Origin of the sequence: Aliidongia dinghuensis (genome assembly GCF_014643535.1) — a bacterium.
In the GTDB taxonomy this organism is placed as follows: Bacteria; Pseudomonadota; Alphaproteobacteria; order ATCC43930; family CGMCC-115725; genus Aliidongia; species Aliidongia dinghuensis.
Genome location: NZ_BMJQ01000001.1, coordinates 398,915 through 416,485, shown reverse-complemented (window position 1 = coordinate 416,485; position 17,571 = coordinate 398,915). Strand labels below are relative to the sequence as shown.

The 17,571-nt window shown below is 66.6% G+C and carries 20 protein-coding genes; 6 read left to right on the top strand and 14 right to left on the bottom strand.

All coding sequences use genetic code 11. The features are described 5' to 3' along the window. The first annotated feature begins 14 nt into the window (after nt 1-14). Nucleotides 15-1,982 carry a S9 family peptidase gene (locus tag IEY58_RS02080; protein WP_189041918.1) on the top strand — a complete coding sequence of 656 codons (1,968 nt, stop codon included), beginning with the start codon at nt 15-17 and terminating at the stop codon, nt 1,980-1,982. A 7-nt stretch (nt 1,983-1,989) separates the two neighbouring features. On the opposite strand, the gene IEY58_RS02075 is transcribed toward IEY58_RS02080, so the two are convergent. The 4 genes from IEY58_RS02075 to IEY58_RS02060 all read right to left on the bottom strand — a co-directional run bounded on the left by IEY58_RS02075 (nt 1,990) and on the right by IEY58_RS02060 (nt 6,630). Beyond that, complete coding sequence (locus tag IEY58_RS02075; protein WP_189041916.1) at nt 1,990-2,778, bottom strand: glucose 1-dehydrogenase; 789 nt, start codon at nt 2,776-2,778, stop codon at nt 1,990-1,992. Between the two features lie 149 nt (nt 2,779-2,927). After that, nucleotides 2,928-4,793, bottom strand: a complete 1,866-nt coding sequence (locus IEY58_RS02070; RefSeq protein WP_229743428.1) for a glycoside hydrolase family 28 protein — start codon at nt 4,791-4,793, stop codon at nt 2,928-2,930. Between the two features lie 158 nt (nt 4,794-4,951). Then, a complete protein-coding gene (locus IEY58_RS02065; protein WP_189041913.1) occupies nt 4,952-5,761 on the bottom strand; it encodes a GntR family transcriptional regulator in 810 nt (269 codons plus the stop codon). 71 nt (nt 5,762-5,832) lie between these two features. Further along, nucleotides 5,833-6,630, bottom strand: coding sequence for a substrate-binding domain-containing protein (locus tag IEY58_RS02060; RefSeq protein WP_189041911.1), 798 nt, complete (start codon nt 6,628-6,630; stop codon nt 5,833-5,835). Nucleotides 6,631-6,895: 265 nt separating this feature from the next. Between IEY58_RS02060 and IEY58_RS02055 the strand changes: the two genes are divergently transcribed. Further along, on the top strand, nt 6,896-7,066 hold the full coding sequence (locus IEY58_RS02055; RefSeq protein WP_189041909.1) for a hypothetical protein: 171 nt from the start codon (nt 6,896-6,898) through the stop codon (nt 7,064-7,066). 27 nt (nt 7,067-7,093) lie between these two features. On the opposite strand, the gene IEY58_RS02050 is transcribed toward IEY58_RS02055, so the two are convergent. Beyond that, a complete protein-coding gene (locus IEY58_RS02050; RefSeq protein WP_189041907.1) occupies nt 7,094-7,519 on the bottom strand; it encodes a MerR family transcriptional regulator in 426 nt (141 codons plus the stop codon). A gap of 83 nt (nt 7,520-7,602) precedes the next feature. Here IEY58_RS02050 and IEY58_RS02045 point away from each other — a divergent pair, with 83 nt between their 5' ends. Then, the gene (locus IEY58_RS02045; protein WP_189041905.1) at nt 7,603-8,871 is read left to right on the top strand and encodes an NADH:flavin oxidoreductase/NADH oxidase family protein; all 1,269 of its coding nucleotides are present in this window, start codon (nt 7,603-7,605) and stop codon (nt 8,869-8,871) included. A gap of 33 nt (nt 8,872-8,904) precedes the next feature. Here the strand turns inward: IEY58_RS02045 and IEY58_RS02040 are convergent, their stop codons facing one another. The 7 genes from IEY58_RS02040 to IEY58_RS02010 form a co-directional block, all read right to left on the bottom strand. Next, on the bottom strand, nt 8,905-9,339 hold the full coding sequence (locus IEY58_RS02040; protein ID WP_189041903.1) for a TIGR01244 family sulfur transferase: 435 nt from the start codon (nt 9,337-9,339) through the stop codon (nt 8,905-8,907). A gap of 19 nt (nt 9,340-9,358) precedes the next feature. Next, nucleotides 9,359-9,700, bottom strand: a complete 342-nt coding sequence (locus tag IEY58_RS02035) for a VOC family protein (protein ID WP_189041901.1) — start codon at nt 9,698-9,700, stop codon at nt 9,359-9,361. A 14-nt stretch (nt 9,701-9,714) separates the two neighbouring features. Further along, nucleotides 9,715-10,122, bottom strand: coding sequence for a c-type cytochrome (locus tag IEY58_RS02030; RefSeq protein WP_229743427.1), 408 nt, complete (start codon nt 10,120-10,122; stop codon nt 9,715-9,717). 17 nt (nt 10,123-10,139) lie between these two features. Beyond that, nucleotides 10,140-10,703 (bottom strand): PQQ-dependent catabolism-associated CXXCW motif protein, encoded by a 564-nt coding sequence (locus IEY58_RS02025; RefSeq protein ID WP_229743426.1) that lies wholly within the window; start codon nt 10,701-10,703, stop codon nt 10,140-10,142. After that, nucleotides 10,700-11,563, bottom strand: coding sequence for a substrate-binding domain-containing protein (locus IEY58_RS02020; RefSeq protein ID WP_189041899.1), 864 nt, complete (start codon nt 11,561-11,563; stop codon nt 10,700-10,702). Before IEY58_RS02020 ends, IEY58_RS02025 begins: the two co-directional genes overlap by 4 nt. Then, entirely contained in the window at nt 11,556-11,990 is a 435-nt protein-coding gene (locus IEY58_RS02015) for a c-type cytochrome (protein ID WP_189041897.1), read from the bottom strand. Before IEY58_RS02015 ends, IEY58_RS02020 begins: the two co-directional genes overlap by 8 nt. A gap of 153 nt (nt 11,991-12,143) precedes the next feature. Next, nucleotides 12,144-13,928 (bottom strand): methanol/ethanol family PQQ-dependent dehydrogenase, encoded by a 1,785-nt coding sequence (locus IEY58_RS02010; RefSeq protein ID WP_308422378.1) that lies wholly within the window; start codon nt 13,926-13,928, stop codon nt 12,144-12,146. A gap of 374 nt (nt 13,929-14,302) precedes the next feature. Here IEY58_RS02010 and IEY58_RS02005 point away from each other — a divergent pair, with 374 nt between their 5' ends. After that, nucleotides 14,303-15,412: an S-(hydroxymethyl)glutathione dehydrogenase/class III alcohol dehydrogenase gene (locus IEY58_RS02005; protein ID WP_189041895.1), complete on the top strand. Its 1,110-nt coding sequence runs from the start codon at nt 14,303-14,305 to the stop codon at nt 15,410-15,412. Nucleotides 15,413-15,438: 26 nt separating this feature from the next. Here the strand turns inward: IEY58_RS02005 and IEY58_RS02000 are convergent, their stop codons facing one another. Then, nucleotides 15,439-15,645 carry a hypothetical protein gene (locus tag IEY58_RS02000; RefSeq protein ID WP_189041893.1) on the bottom strand — a complete coding sequence of 69 codons (207 nt, stop codon included), beginning with the start codon at nt 15,643-15,645 and terminating at the stop codon, nt 15,439-15,441. Nucleotides 15,646-15,711: 66 nt separating this feature from the next. Here IEY58_RS02000 and IEY58_RS01995 point away from each other — a divergent pair, with 66 nt between their 5' ends. After that, on the top strand, nt 15,712-16,341 hold the full coding sequence (locus tag IEY58_RS01995) for a hypothetical protein (protein WP_189041891.1): 630 nt from the start codon (nt 15,712-15,714) through the stop codon (nt 16,339-16,341). Then, nucleotides 16,338-16,730 carry a hypothetical protein gene (locus IEY58_RS01990; RefSeq protein WP_229743425.1) on the top strand — a complete coding sequence of 131 codons (393 nt, stop codon included), beginning with the start codon at nt 16,338-16,340 and terminating at the stop codon, nt 16,728-16,730. Before IEY58_RS01995 ends, IEY58_RS01990 begins: the two co-directional genes overlap by 4 nt. Here IEY58_RS01990 and IEY58_RS01985 read toward each other — a convergent pair whose 3' ends face one another. Continuing rightward, nucleotides 16,731-17,561, bottom strand: a complete 831-nt coding sequence (locus IEY58_RS01985; RefSeq protein WP_189041889.1) for a quinoprotein dehydrogenase-associated SoxYZ-like carrier — start codon at nt 17,559-17,561, stop codon at nt 16,731-16,733. Between the last annotated feature and the right edge of the window lie 10 nt (nt 17,562-17,571).

The following is a 17,571-nucleotide window of genomic DNA, read 5'->3' as shown; positions in this document are numbered from 1 at the left end:
CCCAAGAGGTGAGAATGAACAAGAAACGCACCGCCCCCTATGGCGCCTGGGAGTCGACCGTCACCACCGATCTCGTCGCAGGCCAGACGATCGGTCTCAGTTCCTTGAAGGCCGACCAGGGCGCGCTCTACTGGCTCGAGGCCCGGCCGAGCGAGAGCGGCCGGTCGGTGCTGGTCCGGCGCGGCACCGACGGCAAGATCCGCGACCTGACGCCACCGCCGCTCAATATCGCGAGCCGCGTACACGAATATGGCGGGGGCGCTTACGAGGTGAGCGACGGGCGGATCGTGTTCAGCGACAAGCTGACCGGGGCGGTCTGGCTGATCGACGGCGACGCGCCGGCCCGGCAGATCACCGCCGTCGACGGCTGCCGCTACGCCGATTTCGCGTTCGACCCGATCCGCGGGCGGGTGCTCGCCGTGCGCGAGGACCATCGTGTCAAGCCCGGCGTCACCCAGAAGGAACCTAAGGCCGCGATCGTGGCGCTCGACATCACCGGGCGGATGCCACCGGCCGAGAACGCGGGCCAGGTGCTGGTCGACGGCCACGATTTCCTCGCCGCACCCCGGCTCTCGCCCGACGGCAAGACGCTGGTCTGGCTCTCCTGGGATCATCCGGACATGCCATGGGACGGCACGCGGCTCTGGCTGGCACCGATCGACCGGACCGCCAAGGCCGAGACCGCCCGGCTCGTCGCCGGCGCCATTCCGGAGGCGATCGTGCAGCCGATCTGGTCGCCGGAGGGCGTGCTGCATTTCTCGTCCGACCGGAACGGCTGGTGGAACCTCTATGCCGTGCGCGACGGCGGCATCCGGCCGATCGCCCGGGTCGAGAATGACATCGGCGGGCCGCACTGGGTGTTCGGCCAGCGCCATTTCGCCTTCCTGCGCGACGGCGGCATCGTCGCGGCCCTCGTCGACCGCGGCATCCGGCGCGCCGTGCTGATCGAGGCCGGCCGGATCCGCCCGCTCGACATCGGCCCGGTGCTGGAATGCCCCGTACCGTTGAGCAACGGGCCGTCGGGCGACGGGCTCGCCTATGTCGCAACGCCGACCACGGCACCGCCCGCCATCGTCCGCCTCGCGGCACTCGACGGCACGCCGGAGCCGATCAAGGCCTCGGCCCCCGCGATCCTCGCCGCCGCCGACGTCTCGATCGGCGAGCCCTTCACCTTTCCGGCGCGCGACGGCGGCAAGGGCCATGCCTTCTGGTATCCGCCGACCAACAGCAGCTTCGAGGCACCCACCGGCGAGAAGCCGCCGCTGATCGTCATCAGCCACGGCGGTCCGACCGCCATGAGCACGAACGGCTTCTCGCCGATGATCCAGTGGTGGACAAGCCGCGGCATCGCCGTCGTCGACGTCAATTACGGCGGCTCGACCGGCTTCGGCCGCGACTATCGCCAGCGGCTGATCGGCCGCTGGGGCATCGTCGATGTCGAGGACTGCGCCAACGCGGCCGAATATCTCGCGAAGGAAGGGCTGGTCGACGAGGCGCGGATCGCGATCCGCGGCGGCAGCGCCGGCGGGTTCACCACGCTCGCGGCGCTCACGACGACGCGCCTCTTCAAAGCCGGGGCCAGCCACTATGGCGTGGCCGACCTGATGCTGCTCGCCTCCGACACCCACAAGTTCGAATCGCGCTACCTCGACCGGCTGGTCGGCCCCTTGCCGCAGGCGGCGGCGGTCTATCGCGAGCGCTCGCCGATCCATCACCTGGACCGCCTCGCCTGCCCGGTGATCTTCTTCCAGGGCCTGGACGACAAGGTGGTGCCGCCGAACCAGGCCGAGACCATGGCGCTCGCCATGGCGGCGAAGGGCCTGGCCGTCGCCCATTACACGTTCGAGGGCGAGGGCCACGGCTTTCGCCAGGGCTCGACCATCCGCCGGGTGCTGGAACTCGAGCTCGGCTTCTACGGCCGCATCTTCGGCTTCGATCCGCCGGGCTTGAGCGAAAAGGTCGAGATCCGGAACCTGGGCTGAGGCGTCTCTACGACGACCAATTGTGCGCGAAGTCGCCGTAGAGCGTGAGGCCGCCGTCGACGTAGAAGGTCTGGCCGGTGACGTAGGCAGCCTCGTCGGAGGCGAGGAAGGCGAAGAGGGCCGCCACCTCCTCCGGCGTACCGGCGCGGCCCATCGGGATGTGCCGCTCGACGTCGCGGCGCTTCACCGGGTCGTCGGTCCAGGCAGCGTTGATCGGCGTCACGATGGCGCCCGGCCCGACCGCATTCACGCGGATGCCGCGCGCAGCATATTCGAGCGCCAGCGTGCGGGTCATGTTGCCGATGGCGCCCTTGCTCGCCGAATAGCTGATGAAATCGGGCTTCGGGATGATCTCGTGCACCGATGAGGTGTTGATGATCGAGCCCTTGGTGCCCTTCTCGACGAAATGCCGCAGCGCGGCTCGCGAACAGAGAAACGTGCCGCGCAGGTTGACGGCCAGCACCCGCTCGAACTGCTCGAGCGTCATGGCGTCGGACGCGGCCTGGATCTGGATGCCGGCATTGTTGACGAGCACGTCGAGGCCGCCGAACCGGGCGAGCACATGGGCCATCATCCGATCGACCGCCGCCTCGTCGGATACGTCGGCCGCGACGCCGGCATGAGGCCCGGCGTCGACCGGCGCCAAGAGATCGAGCGTCTCGGCCAGCACCGGCCCTTCCTTCACATCGTTAACGGCGACCCGGGCCCCTTCGCGCGCGAAGCGCTGGGCGATCGCCCGGCCGATGCCTTGCGCGCCGCCGGTGACCAGTATCCGCTTGCCTCGTAACCCGGTCATCGGCCGCTCCTACTGCAAAACGCTCTCTCTCGGGAGAACAGCAGTCGGTACGGCCGGTTCCGTCAACCGGTCAATGGGATTGTTTCTGAATGGAAACGAAACAGGCGCGGCGAGAGCTTCGCCGCGCCCCTCCCGTCAGGTCAGCGCCGTCAGGCCGACAGCACCGTGTTGTAGACCGTGCCGGCGATCGTGACGTTGGTCAGCGTCAGCCCCTGGATATTGTAGAGATAGATGGGCTCGCCCGTGTTCACCGGCGTGCCGAAGTTGCAGTCGGTGATGGTCACGTTCTCGACCGGCACCACGGCCGGCGCCGGGGTGGTGAGGCCGTTGTAGTCGCTTGCGACCGGCCCCTGCACGATGATCGCCTGGTAGCAGCTGGCCGAGGCCCCCGGCGGCGCCGTCACCGTCACGTTGGAGATCGTCACGTTCTTCACTGTCGGCGGCCGGGTGCGGACATTGTCGGAGCCCGGCGAATAGTCGCAGTCGAACGTAACGACGCCGCCCTGGTTGGTCGAGACCGTGTTGGCCGGGATCGGGCTGCCGGAGAGCGGCTTGTAGAAGCTCGGCACCAGGTTGATGCCGTTCGGCAGGGTCACGTTGCGGACGTGGAAATTCTCGACCGTGCCGCCGCGGTTGAGGTTGGTCTTGATGCGGATCGCGATGTTGAGCGGATTGGTCGCGAAGTTCTGGTTTTCCATGGCGAGATCCTCGGCGAAGATGTTCTTCACCCCCGCCGACATCTCGCTGCCGAGCGTGATGCCGCCATGGCCGCTGTTCATGGTGCACTTGCGGATGAGGTGGTTCTGCGCCGGTCCGTACTCGATGTCGTTGTCCTTGCCCGACTTGATGGCGATGCAGTCGTCACCAGTGTTGAAGGTCACCCGGTCGACCAGCACATGGTCGCACGCCTCCGGGTCGAACCCGTCGTTGTTGGGGCCGGTGCTGTTTGCATAGACCTTGCGGATGACCACGTTCGTGCAGGCGATCGGGTGATGCTGCCAGAACGGCGTGTTGGTCACCTGGTAGCCTTCGAGCCACACGTTGCGGCAGTTGAAGAACTCGACCATGCACGGCGGCAGCTGGTGGCCGACGCCGAAGACGCGGGCGCCCACCGGCACATTCGCCTCCGACAGCGCCGGCAGGTACGAGCTGTCCTTGGTATAGGCGTTGCTGGTGCCGCCGGCGGCCGAGCCGAATTCGATCAGGTTGACCTGGGCGGTCGAGAGTGCGGGGTTCAGCGTGCCGATCGGCTTGTTGAGCGCATTGGGCGTGCCCTCCGACGGCTGGCCCCCGACGAAGCCGGCCGTCCCCACACTGCCCTTCCAGGTCCACCAGCAGTTGGTTGCATTGTAGAGCGTGCCGGCCTGGCCGTTGAGGATGCTCGTCCAATCCGCGCCGGTAAGCGCGATGTTCTCCTGCCCATAGGCATAGACCATGGACGAGAAATTATAGCAGTCGTTCGCCTGCCAGCGGGACCGGACGAGCTTGCCGTTCGCGCCGAAGTCATAGGGGCCGTACTTGGCGTAGTCGGCCGGATTCGGGCTGAACCAGATCTGAGCGCCGCTCGCCAGATGGAAATTGACGTTGCTCAAGAGCGTGATCGGCCCGGCGCAGTACCAGTTGCCGGCCGGCACGACGACGCGGCCGCCGCCGGCGTGGTGGCAGGCCTGGATCGCCGCCGCGAAGGCCGCGTAATTGTCGAACGAGCCTGTGGCCGGGGCGGAGCCGGGACCGGACACGGTCGCCGACTGATAGAGGAACGGGATCGCCACGATCTGGCACGGCTGCGCGCCGAAGGCGGTCACATAGAATTTGCGCCCGTTGTGCGCCCAGAATCCGGGCCGGTCGCGCAAGTCTTCAAGCCGGTCCGCGATGGCGCGCGCCTGTTGCCAGGGATCGTCGGCGGACGCCAGCGCGCCTGCCCAGGCCGGCGCCTTCAGCCCCAATGCTGCCGCCCCGGCAGCGGTGCCGGCCAGCAGGGCGCGGCGGGATAGGATCAATTGATCGTCCGTCATTTTCAGGCTCTCCCTCGATCGCATTCTTGATTGTCGCGAGCGTGCATGCTTGCCGCTTCATTGCGATACTACCATATCAGTTTTGCGCAGCACGAGAAACGACGACGCGCCGGATGACCGGCGCGCTCGGGACAGGAAGGGCTCGGAAGAGCGCGCGCTTAGGAGAGCGCGCCGAAGCGATAGCCGTTGCGGACGGGGGCGCGGCGGCGGCCGGCCGTGCGGCGCGGCGGCCTCGGCGCCGGCGGCGGATCGTCCTCGCCGCCCGGTAGGAAAAAGCCCGGCGCCCGGCCGCGCAGCTCGTCGAGGATCTTCAAGACTTCGCGCAGATGGCGGCGCATGGCGGCACCGGCCGCGCGCACGTCGCGGGCGGTGAGCGCCGCCAGGATCGCCTCGTGCTGGGCGATCGCCACGGCCGGCCGGCCGGGGTCCGGCAGCGACAGACGGCGGACGCGATCGATCTGGACCTTGGCCTGATCGATCGCGGTCCAGACGCTCGGGTGGCCGGACTGGTGCGCGAGCGTGCGGTGGAACGCCTCGTCGAGCCCGTGGAAGCCAGCGAGGTCGCCGGCCTCGACCGCGCGCTTCTGCGCCAGCACCAGATCGGACAGATGGGCCAGATCCTCGGCGGTGATGCGGCGCGCGAGATCGGCCACGACGCCGCATTCGAGCAGCTCGCGGATATATTGCGCATCGATCACGCCGGTATAGGACAGGGGCGCCACGAACGAACCCGACTGGGGCAAGATCACGACCAGCCCCTCATCGGCGAGCTTGCTCAGCGCCTCGCGCACCGGCGTACGGCTGACGCCCAGCAGCTCGGCCAGATCCTTTTCCGACAGGCCGCGTCCGGGCGGCAGGCGCGCGCCGACGATCGCCTGCCGCAGCACGCCGTAGACCTGCAGCTTGATCGACCGGTGCCGGTCGATCGTCCAGCCGTCGTGCCAGTTCTCGTTCGTCCTAGGCTCCACGTCCCAGCCTTAACACCTTCGAGGGCGACGCCGCCCCTCCCCTAGTACCTCTTATGGATATAAGCACGGAATCAGGGCTTTGCCGTAATTGGATCGAGCCCGAAGCGCTTGACTGTCGGCGCTACGCCCGGCGACGTCAGGTAGGCAATGAAGGCCTTGGCCGCCGCCGGCTCCTTGGCGTTCACTGAAATGCCGGCAGCATAGAGCGTCACCTTCTGGACCTCGGGCGGCAGGGGACCGACGAGCTCGATGCCCGCGACCGGCATGAGCTCGCTGATCTGCTGGAAGCCCAGCTCCGCCTCGCCGCGCGCCACGATCTCGCCGACCGGCGTCGCCGGGATCATCCGGCTCTTGCCGGCGATCTCGTCGGCGATGCCCAGTCGTTTAAAACCTTCGGTCGAAAGATAGACGCCACTCGCACTATCGGAATAGGCGATCGATTTCGCCGCGAGCAACGCACGCTTCAGCCCGTCGACGGTCGAAATATCCGGCTTGGGGGCCCCCGCCTTGACCGCCATGCCGATATAGGAGCGCGCAATCTCGACCCGGCTCGCCGGCACGACCTTGCCCTGTTTCACCAGGTCATCGAGCGCGGCGGCAACCATGATCAGCACGTCGGCCTGCTCGCCGCGGGCGAGCCGGACCGGGATCGCATCGTGCGTCGTGCCCATCGACGGGCCCCAGGCAACATCCAGATGGTTGTGCGTCGCCTGCTCGAACTCCGGCACCAAAGCCTTGTAAGGGGCCGCAAAACCGCCCGAATTCATGACCTTGATCTCGGCCGCCTCAGCCGCGCCAAACAGCAGGCCGCCAGCCAACAGGTTCCCGGCCAGAACGAGCCCCAATGCGCGTACGCCGATGAGCCGCATGACGTCTCTCCCCCTTTTCGGCCGGCAGGCCCGGCCCTCAGATCGGCGAGATTAACGCGACCGGAATGGGGAAGCGCAAGAGCCGTCACCATCGAACGGCGACCGAGTGGCCGACAATTGCACCGATAGGGTCGGGCCAACCAGAGACTGCAATAGAATCTGTGTCAAAAAAATGGCACCGCCGTCGAACTCAATTCGGCTGTGGATCAAAATTTCGCCATAATGGTTAATGTGCTAGGACTGGTTGCAAAAAAGGGCGAAAAACATGTCCTGGCTCGGCATCACCATTACGTGGATCGTCGGATCGATCGTGCTTCCGATGCTGTACGCCTGGCGATGCACCGTCGTGCAGTCCTATCGGGAGAAGGCGATTGAGGCGCGGGCACGCTTGCACCGCTTCCATTTCAAGCAGCCGTTGCCCTCGAACGTGCCTTGAACCGGGTTGCGGCTCGCCTGCCGTTGCTCAAATTCCTCTGATTCCCAATCTCGCATCCAATTTCGGGCCGCGGATCGGCAGATCCTCCGGCACATGCCGATTCTCGGCGTCACGCTCAGTCAGCGCCACGATCATCTGGGCGAGACGATCGCGTACGGCGGTCGATTGCGCGATGTGCTGATCCAGCTCGATCAGCTTCGCCTTAAGCCGTTCGACCATGTCGGCGCAGTTCAGCGGCTGCGAGCGGTGCTCGCCCAGCGCGCGCTCGATCTCCTCCAGCGTGAAGCCGACGGACTGAGCCAGTAGGATGATCTGCAGCGAAGACACCGCATCCTCGCCATAGTCGCGATAGCCATTCGCCAGCCGGTCGGCGCGCAGCAGGCCGCGCGCCTCCAGGAAGCGGATCTTCGAGGGAGCGACCCCCGCGCGCCGAGCCAGCTCGCCGATCTTCATGCGCGACCTCCGTTTGGGCTTGACCTTAAATCTAAGTTGAAGGTGTAGGGCTTGTCCATCCGCCTTCCGGAGTTCGACCGCCCATGTCCGATGCCGTGCCTGCCTCGCCGCTCTTCGCGCCCCTGACCCTGCCCAATGGTGCCGTGCTGTCCAATCGCCTGGCCAAGGCCGCCATGGAGGAGAACATGGCCGACGGCGAGCATTTGCCGGGCGAAGCGCTGCGCCGGCTCTATGCCGCCTGGTCGAAAGGCGGGGTCGGGCTGATCCTCTCCGGCAATGTCATGATCGACCCGACCGCACTGACCGGTCCGGGCGGGGTCGTGCTCGACGCTTCGCAGCCCTTGGCGCCCTTCAAGGCATGGGCCCAGGCGGCGCGGAGCAGCGGCAACCATGCCTGGCTGCAGTTGAGCCATCCTGGCCGCCAGGTCATGAAGGCGATGGGCCAGGGCGCAGTCGCACCCTCGGCGATCGGCGTTCAGATCGAGGGGGCCTCGCATCTCTTCCCGTCGCCGCGGGCCTTGGAACCGGAAGATATCGCGACCATCGTCGAGCGCTTCGCCGCCGCCGCCGCGATGGCCGAAGCATCCGGCTTCACAGGGGTCGAGATCCATGCCGCCCATGGCTATCTGATCAGCCAGTTCCTCTCGCCGCTCAGCAACCGGCGGGCCGACGCCTGGGGCGGGCCGCTCGCCAACCGGGCGCGACTGCTCTTGGACGTGGTCAAGGCGGTGCGGGCGCGCGTCTCGCCCGGCTTCTGCGTCGGGGTGAAGCTCAACTCGGCCGATTTCCAGAAGGGCGGCTTCGCGCTGGAGGATGCGGTCGAGGTCGTGCGCTGGCTCAATGAGCTGCCGGTCGATCTGATCGAACTGTCCGGCGGCAGCTACGAAAGCCCGGCCATGGCGGGCGCGCCCCAGGACGGCGCGATCAGCCCGCGCGAAGCCTATTTCGTCGATTTCGCCCGAGAAATCGGCGCGGTCGCGCGCATGCCGATCATGGTGACCGGCGGCATCCGCCGCCGCGCCGTGGCCGAAGAGGCGCTCAAGCCCAAGGACGGACGGCCGGGCGTCGCCGTGATCGGCATCGCCAGCGCGCTTGCCTTCGAGCCGGCGCTGCCGGCGAAATGGCGCGCGAACGTCATGCCGGAGGTCGTCATTCCGGAAATTCGCTGGAAAAAGAAAGTCTTCGCCCGCTTGGCCGCCATGGCGGTGGTCAAGGCCCAGCTGCACCGGATCGGCGCAGGCCGCGAGCCGAAGCGCAACGTCTCGCCGCTCCTCGCGCTCATCGGCAGTCAGGTCGGCGCCGCGCGCCGGACCAAACGCTACAAGGCCTGGATCGCCCGTCGCGCTGCCTGACTCGTCACGCTGCCTGACTCAAGGACATCGAGGTCAGGCGCCGGCGCCGTGGGCGGCGAGCCATGCGGCGGCGCCCGACAGATCGAAGCCATGTCGGGCACCGAAGCTGCGCACGTCGCCGACCGCCATGCGGCCGTCCAGCACCTCGCCGATGACATGGAGCGTGATCGAGCGCGTGCCGCTCGCGCAGTGGGCGAGCACAGGACCGTCCGCCGCGGTCACGGCCGCCTGAAAGCGCCGCACCACCTCCGCCGTGAGAGTCGGCCAGATGACCGGAATATGCGCATAGGCAAGGCCGGCTGCCTCAGCCGCCTGCTCCTCCGCCGCGGAGCCCGGCTGGCCCGCGGCCTCATTGTCCGGGCGATTATTCACGACCGCCGCGAAGCCGGCCGCGGCCAACGCCGGGAAATCGCCCAGCGCCGGCTGCCCCATGACCGAAAGCTTGCCGGTGATCCTGACGGGCTGCATCGGCTTCTCTCCCTGCTTGCTACTCGCGTCGCTTCGGCGGGTTGAGCGCCGTCGCCACGAACATGCCGATGCGCCCCATGTCGAGGGCCGGGGTGACCGGCATCACCGGCGTGCCCAGTCGGGCCATGAGAGTGGCCAGCGTCGCGTCCACGTCGTCGGTCTCGATCTCGTAGATCGCAAGATACTGCGACGCGGGCACGCCCGACGGCATGGCCTGGCGGCTGAGGCGGAAGCGCTGCGCCGAAACGAAGCCGTCGACCGCGAGCACGTCGTCCAGGTGGCGATCGTCGTACCAGCTGTTGTATTCCGCCTCCTGCCCCGCCACCGGGTCGGTCAGCACCATGAAATAATGCGTGGCCATCGCGTGCGCTCCCGTTACTTCAGCGTCGACAGATAGGCAATCACGTCCTGCCGATCCTTCTCTTCCTTGAGGCCCGGGAAGATCATCTTGGTGCCAGGCACGACCGATTTCGGATCGGTCAGATAGGTGTCGAGCTGGGCCGCGTCCCAGGTCTTGTCGAACGCCTTCATTGCCGGTGAATAGTTGAAATTCGCGATACTGGCCGAATGGCGCCCGACGATGCCGTGCAGGCTCGGCCCGATCTTGTTCACGCCGGTGTCCGGTGAGTGACAGAGCGCGCATTTCTTGAAGATTACCTGACCGGCTGTGGCGTCGCCGTCGGCCCGCGCCGTGCCGCTCGTGGCAACGGCCCCCAGCACGAAAAACGCCGCCGCTGCGGCCGTGAAACCCATCCAGCGCATTGCCGCTCCTTTTGCCGTCATGGTCGATCTCCCCCCGTTCAATTCGTTGCCGCCGGTCCTTCGGGTGTGGCTTCAGCGGTCGGCAAACCTGCCTTCTCCCAGCCGTCGGCGCCGTCCGGATACCAATAGACCCGGTGATAACCGTAGCTTGCCGCGCGTTTCGCCGCATTCCAACTCATCCAGCATCGGCTCAGGCAATAAAACACGAAGGGACGGTTCCGGTCGCCGGCGGCGATAAGGGACAGCCTGTCGCGGAACCATTGTTCCAGGTCCGGCGAAAGCGCGCCGCGCCCGACGTCCGGCAGCCACAGGCTGCCGGAGATGCTCCGGTGCGGCTCGGGCATCCAAGGCTGGCCCGGCCGCATGCCGGCCGGCCGGCGCGGCGCCGGCAGCACGTCGATCGGCACGGCGCGGCCGTGGCGCAGCAGCGCCTCCAGCGCCTTGGTATGGATCGTCAGGCCGCCCGCGACCGTGTTGGGCACGTCGGCCCGATAATCGTCCTGCCGATAGCCCTCGGGCTCAGGCACCGCAGCCGCGGCAGAACCGATCGCGAGCAGCAGCGCCGCAGCGGCCGCCGGCAGACGGCGAGGAGCGGCCATCATTTTCCGGGCGCGGGCGGGATGGGCCGTCCCTGCTCGTCGAGCATCGGCACGCCGTAGGTTACGAGCAGCTGTGTGATCTCGGCCCGATGCTTCTCGAGCGCGCCATTGACGCGGTGGCGCCATTCCGGCTCGCCCGGCCGCATGCCCATGGCGATGCGGAAATCGAGGCGGGTCGCCCCCGGCTCGCTCTCGATGAACGCCGCCTTCAAGGGCAGGTTCTCGTGCTTGATGTAGTAGCCGGCGATCGGCCCCCACAGGAGGCCGACATCGAGCTTGCGGTCGAGAATGTCCTGGATCATCGCCCGCGCCGGCGATTCGTACCGGGTGTCGACCGCGAGCGCGTAAGAGGTGACATGCGGCATGAGATCATGGCGCAGCAGCAGATCGGTCGGCGGCGTTGCCGCGACAAGGCCGATCCGCTTGTCGGCGAGCGCCGGATCGCCGAGCGAAGTCGCCGACAGATTCTCGTCGGTGCGGCTCACGATCATGTAGCCGGAGTGATAATAGGCGTTGGTGTTGTCCATGAGGCCGTCGCCGCTGACGGTCCCCATGACGAGGTCGCATTGCCGGGCCCGGAGCGTATTGCGCACGAAACCAACGACCTGTGGGAACCAGACGTAGCTGACCGGCAGCTTCAGCTCCTGGCCGATGATCTCGGCGATCTTGTTCTCGAAGCCTTCGTGCTTGTCGTTGGAGAACGGCAGGTCGTTCGGATCGGCGCAGACCTTGAGCTCGGTCCGCGACACCAGTTCGGTCACGGCCTGCGCCCGCGCCACGGTGGCCGCGCCCAAGAGCGTCACGAGGAGGGGGGCCACGAGCCCCGCAAGCAGGAACGCCGGGCGCAGGACCGCCCTAGTCATCGCTCGCCCGTTTCGGCCGTCCGCGACCGAGCGCGCCGTCTGACCGGGCCTTGAGATAGGCATAGATGTCGTCCAGGTAATTGACCACATCCTCCGTCGTGCCGAACGCCGGCATGACATTGGTGTTGGCCGTGTTCACGTTCTGCCGGCCGTTGATCACGGTCTGTGCGAAGGCGTCGTGGTCGAGATGTTTCAGGGAGTCGGTGAGGTCGGGCGCGTAGGAGCTGCCGGCGCCGTCGGGCCCGTGGCAGCGCAAGCACGACTCGCCGTAGCGGCGATACCCATTGTAAGTGCCCTGGTCGACCTTGCCGTTCTCGATCTTGTAAGGCTTCGGCTCGTCGGCGGCCCTTGCCGCCCCGGAGAATGCGATTGACGTCGTAACGATACCCAGCAGCGACACGGCAGCAAGCGACAGAGCTTTTCCCATTAATCGACTCCCTTCGCCGGCCGCACCGTCTGAAACGGCGGTCGGCAGGCGGCACCAGACAGATATTACAGAGTGGAGCGTACCGGCAGAAACGGCCGTTCCGACCCCCCAACCCGTGGGGCGAAACGGCCGCTCCGAGGCCTTTCGATGGCGTCAGTCGACCGCGAACACGGTCAGGACGCCGCCGAGCTGGGTGTAGTTCGCAAGGCTCTTGTAAGCGCCGACGGCACCCAGGCCATCGGTATCGTTCGCGAGCCCGGCCGCCATGCCGATGCCGGCCCAGCCGCCCACGCCCGAGAGCACGGCAATATATTGCTTGCCCTTATGGGTGTAGGTCGTGACGTTGCCGATGATGCCGGACGGCGTCTTGTATTTATACAGCTCCTTGCCGGTCTTGAGGTCGACGACCTTGAGGTAGCCCTCGAGCGTCCCGTAGAACGCGACGCCGCCGGCCGTGGTGAGCGCGCCCGACCAGACCGAGAACGGCTCCTTGTCGGTCCAGACGACCTTGCCCTGGCCCGCGTCGAAGGCGATGAAGTTGCCGAGGTTGGTCTCGCCCTTGGGCGGGAACATCGACAGGGTCGCGCCGACGAAGGGCTGGCCCGCGGTGTAGGACACCTTGAACGGCTCGTAGTCCATGCAGACGTGGTTGGTCGGCACGTAGAACAGGCCGGTCTGCGGGTCGAACGACGCCGGCTGCTGGTCCTTGGACCCGAGCGCCGCCGGGCAGATGCCCTTGGTGTTGTGGTCCTCGCCGTTCGCGTTCGTGCTGTACTGCTTCACGACCTCGGGCCGGCCGGTCTTCATGTCGACATGGGTCGCCCAGTTGACCGCCGGATCATATTTCTCGGCCAGCAGCAGCTCGCCGGTCTCGCGGTTCAAGGTATATTCGAAGCCGTTACGGTCGAAGTGCACGAGCGCCTTGGTCGGCTTCCCCTTCACCGGGATGTCGGCCAGGATCATCTCGTTGATGCCGTCGTAGTCCCACTCGTCGTGCGGCGTCATCTGGTAGACCCATTTCGCGACGCCGGTGTCCGGGTTGCGCGCGAAGATGGTCATCGACCATTTGTTGTCGCCGGGCCGCTGCGCCGGGTTCCAGGTGCTGGGGTTGCCCGAGCCGTAATAGACGAGGTTCAGCTTCGGGTCATAGGAATACCAGCCCCAGGTGGCGCCGCCGCCGGTCTTCCATTGGTCGCCCTGCCAGGTGCTGAGCGAGGAGTCCTTGCCGACCGGCTTGCCCATGTCCGTGGTCTTCTGCGGGTCGAACAGGATCTGGTCGTCCGGCCCGACCGAATAGGCCTTCCAGGCAACCGAGCCGTCCTTGAGATTGTAGGCGGTCAGGCGGCCCTGGACGCCGAATTCGCCGCCGCTGATGCCGACCAGGACCTTATCCTTCACGACCATCGGCGCCGCCGTCATGGTCTCGCCCTTCTTCGGGTCGCCGTTCGCGACCTTCCAGACTTCCTTGCCGGTCTTGGCGTCGAGCGCCACGACGGTCGCGTCGGCCTGATTAAGGATGATCTTGCCGTCACCGTAAGCGACACCGCGGTTCACCGTGTCGCAGCACATGACCGGAATGACGTTCGGATCCTGCTTCGGCTCGTACTGCCAGAGGATCTTGCCGTTGTCGTTGAGGTCGAGCGCGAAGACCTTGTTCGGGAAGGGCGTGTGGACATACATCGTGTCGCCGATGATGAGCGGGCCGCCCTCGTGACCGCGCAGCACACCGGTCGAGAAGCTCCAGACCGGGTGCAGCTGTTTGGCGTTCGCCGTGGTGATCTGCTTCAGCGAACTGTAGCGATGGTTCGCGTAATCGCCGGTCGGCATGACCCATTGATTCGGGTCCTGCTCCAGCTTCTGCAATTCCTCATTCGCAAGCGCCGGCCCCGCGAAGGCAAGCGCGGAGCAGGCCAGCACCGAAAAATCTCTCAGTTTCACGGTATCCTCCCAATCTTGTCATCGCCAGGTCGACTTCTTCGGGGAAGCCCCTGAAGTGCACGGCATTTTCTGCCGGCGCATTTTGCTCTCTAGCCGCTTGTGACGATTGCGCGGAGGGGTGCGGGGGTCAATGCCGCGGCCCGTTCCCAGCCCTACGACTTTAGTCCTGTACATCCCGTGCAGTGCCTCGACGGAGACAGTAGGCCCGCCCACCGAGGTTGATATTTCTGCTGTTCACCAGCATGTTACCGCGCGGCAGCAAATCTTTTGCACCGCAGCAAAATGCAGCACTGCCGACGGTCGACCTCTCTTGCGCGGCCGGTGCGATCGACGGCCAAATGGCGCAACGACGGCAATTTCAAGGATGAGTGACGATGGACGTGCGTGCGGCAGTGGCCTTCGAGGCCGGAAAACCCTTGTCGATCGAGACGGTGCAGCTGGAGGGCCCCAAGGCGGGCGAGGTGCTGATCGAGGTCAAGGCGACCGGGCTCTGCCATACCGACAAGTTCACGCTGTCGGGCGCCGATCCCGAGGGCCTGTTCCCGGCGATTCTCGGGCATGAGGGCGCCGGCGTCGTGGTCGAGGTCGGCCCGGGCGTCACCTCCTTGAGGCCGGGCGATCACGTCATCCCGCTTTATACGGCCGAGTGTCGCGAGTGCGACTACTGCTTGAGCCGCAAGACCAACCTCTGCCAGAAGGTGCGCGCGACCCAGGGGAAAGGCCTGATGCCCGACGGCACCAGCCGCTTCTCGATCGGCGGCAAGCCGGTCCTACACTACATGGGCTGCTCGACCTTCGCGAACTACACGGTGCTGCCGGAGATCTCGCTCGCCAAGATCCGGCCGGACGCGCCGTTCGACAAGGTCTGCTACATCGGCTGCGGTGTTACGACCGGCATCGGCGCCGTGATCTTCACCGCCAAGGTCGAGCCCGGCGCCAATGTGGTCGTGTTCGGCCTGGGCGGTATCGGCCTTAACGTCATCCAGGGGGCGAAGCTCGCCGGCGCCGACATGATCGTTGGCGTCGACCTCAACCCCGGCCGCGAGGCCTTGGCCCGCAAGTTCGGCATGACCCATTTCGTCAATCCGAAGGAGGTTCAAGGCGACCTCGTCGGCCATCTGGTCGAACTGACCAAGGGCGGCGCCGACTACAGCTTCGAGTGCGTCGGCAACACCCAGCTCATGCGCCAGGCGCTCGAGTGCTGCCACAAGGGCTGGGGCGTGTCGGTGATCATCGGTGTCGCCGGCGCCGGCCAGGAGATCTCGACCCGGCCGTTCCAGCTGGTGACCGGCCGCGTCTGGATGGGCTCGGCCTTCGGCGGCGCCAGAGGCCGCACCGACGTGCCCAGGATCGTCGACTGGTACATGGAAAAGAAGATCAACATCGACGACCTCATCACCCACACCATGCCCTTGGAGCGCATCAACGACGGCTTCGAGCTCATGGCCCGCGGCGAATCGATCCGGTCGGTCGTGATCTATTGACGGGTTCCGGGATGGGAGCCCGTCGCTCAAGCCGGCCGTTCGGCCGGCTTGTCCTTCTCGCAGCGCCAGCCCGCAAGCTGCCAGGCCGGGTGCTCGCGCACATATTCGATCGCCATCTTCTGGGCGTTCATGAGGCAGGTGGCCGCGGTCAGCGGCTCCTCGAACACCGGCCGCTGCTCCTGGCAGTTCTTGGGGTCGGCGACCAGGCAATAGACCAGCACCAGTTCGATCATTCCAGTCTCCCTCGCCGCGCCGAACGCCGATGGCACCTTCGGGCCACGCTCGGCGCTGCCTGCCTGTTGTTGTTCGCCGCACCGGGCTGGGCGGCGGACCCGCCGCCGTTGAGCCCGGCACAGACGGCGCTGTTCGAGACGCCGCATCTCAAGAACATCCTGCACCCGGAAACGCTCGACTACCGGTTCGAGGAGACGGGGCCGGCCGGCTTTACCGACCAGGTCGCGGTCACCATCGAACAGATTCATCCAGACGGGACGAAATACGTCAGCTTCAACTTCCTGACCGGTCCGCACCACGCCTTCTATCCGGCAGTCGATCAATTCTCCGGCAATCCGCTGCTCATGATCTTCCTGGAGCACGATGTCCAGGAGATGAAAAACCAGATCGGCGTCGCCGCCGCCTATTTCCGCAACCGCATCCGCCAGGCGTTCGTCGATCACGCCCAAATCGCCGATACGACGATCGAGTTCCAGGGCAAGACCGTGCCGGCCCGGCGCATCACGCTGCGCCCCTTCGCCGACGACCCTCGGTTCGAGCACTTGCCGAGCGTGCAAGGCAAGACCTACGATTTCGTCCTGGCCGACCCGGTCCCGGGCCAGCTGGCCGAACTCGGCGCCGAGATGCCGGCCGATCCGGCGACCGGCGCCCCGGCCTGGGCCGAGCGGGTGACCTTCGCCGGGGAGAAGCCATGACCAGAGAAGCCATGACCCGTCCCGCCCTGCGGATTGCGCTGACCGCCATGCTGGCATTGGCCCTCCCCGCTCGGCCGCTGCCCGCGCGGGCCGAAGCACCCCATCATCCGAAGCACGACTATCCGACCGCCGCCCGCGCCGACTATGTCATTGGCTGCCTCGCCGCCAACGGCTTCAAGCGCGAGCTGCTCGACAAATGCGCCTGCGGCATCGACACGATCGCGGACCTCATGTCCTACGACGACTACGAGAAGGCCGACACGATCCTGCGCATGCAGCAGGGCGGGTTGGGCGAGCGCGGCGCCCTGTTCCGCGATACGCCCATCGCCAAGGACGAAACCGAAAAGCTGCGGCGCGCCCAGGCCGAGGTCAACCTGCGCTGCAAGTGATCACGTGCCCTTCCGCGGCAGGTCGAAGCTCTGCTTGAAGGTGGCGTCGGCACTGTCGTGCACCTCGACCGTGACCGGCGCCGCCGAATCGCCCGGCGCGCCATTGGCAAGGCCGAACGTGATCGCCGGGTCCTCGCTCAAGGAAATGTCGGCCGCCAGATCGAACACGAGTGCGTCGCCGCGCGTCACCTTGACGTCCTGGATGAAGCGGGCCGGCGTGTAGTTGCGCGTCAGCTGATCCATCTGCATGCCGTTGTAGTTCGGATGGCTGATCAGCAGCTGGACCATGTCATGGCCCGTGTTTGCTGCCGCCTCACCCTCCGTTTCCATGCCGACCGGCTTCAGCTTCATCTGGCCGAGCCGCGCGATCGCGAGCTTCTGGTCCTTGGTCGACGGCGCCGAGCAGCCGCCGGCCGCCTTGACGAAGCGCTCCGCCACGAACAGGCGGCCGTCCTCGGTCTCCGCCACCGCATGCATCAGCGTATAGGCGTCGACCCGCACCCGCGTGCGCAGTTCCCGCGCGTCGGCGGCCGGACCGAAATGGAACGTGCCGGCGAGCGGCGACGGATTGGCGTCGATCATGAGGTAGACCGCCTTGACCTTGGCCGGCTCGGCAAGATCGATCGTAATCGGCACCAGGGCGGCATCGAGCGCCCGGGGCGGCGCCTCCAGGGTGATGACGCCCGCGCCATCCTCGACCCGGCGATCACCGAACACGGCGTGACGCAGGTCCTGCCAGCGCGCCTGACGGGCCACGTCGTCCTCCTCCGCCCGCGCGCCGGTTGCGCCGAGCATCGCCAGGACTGCGAACAAGACGATCCGTCGCATCATCCGATCCTCC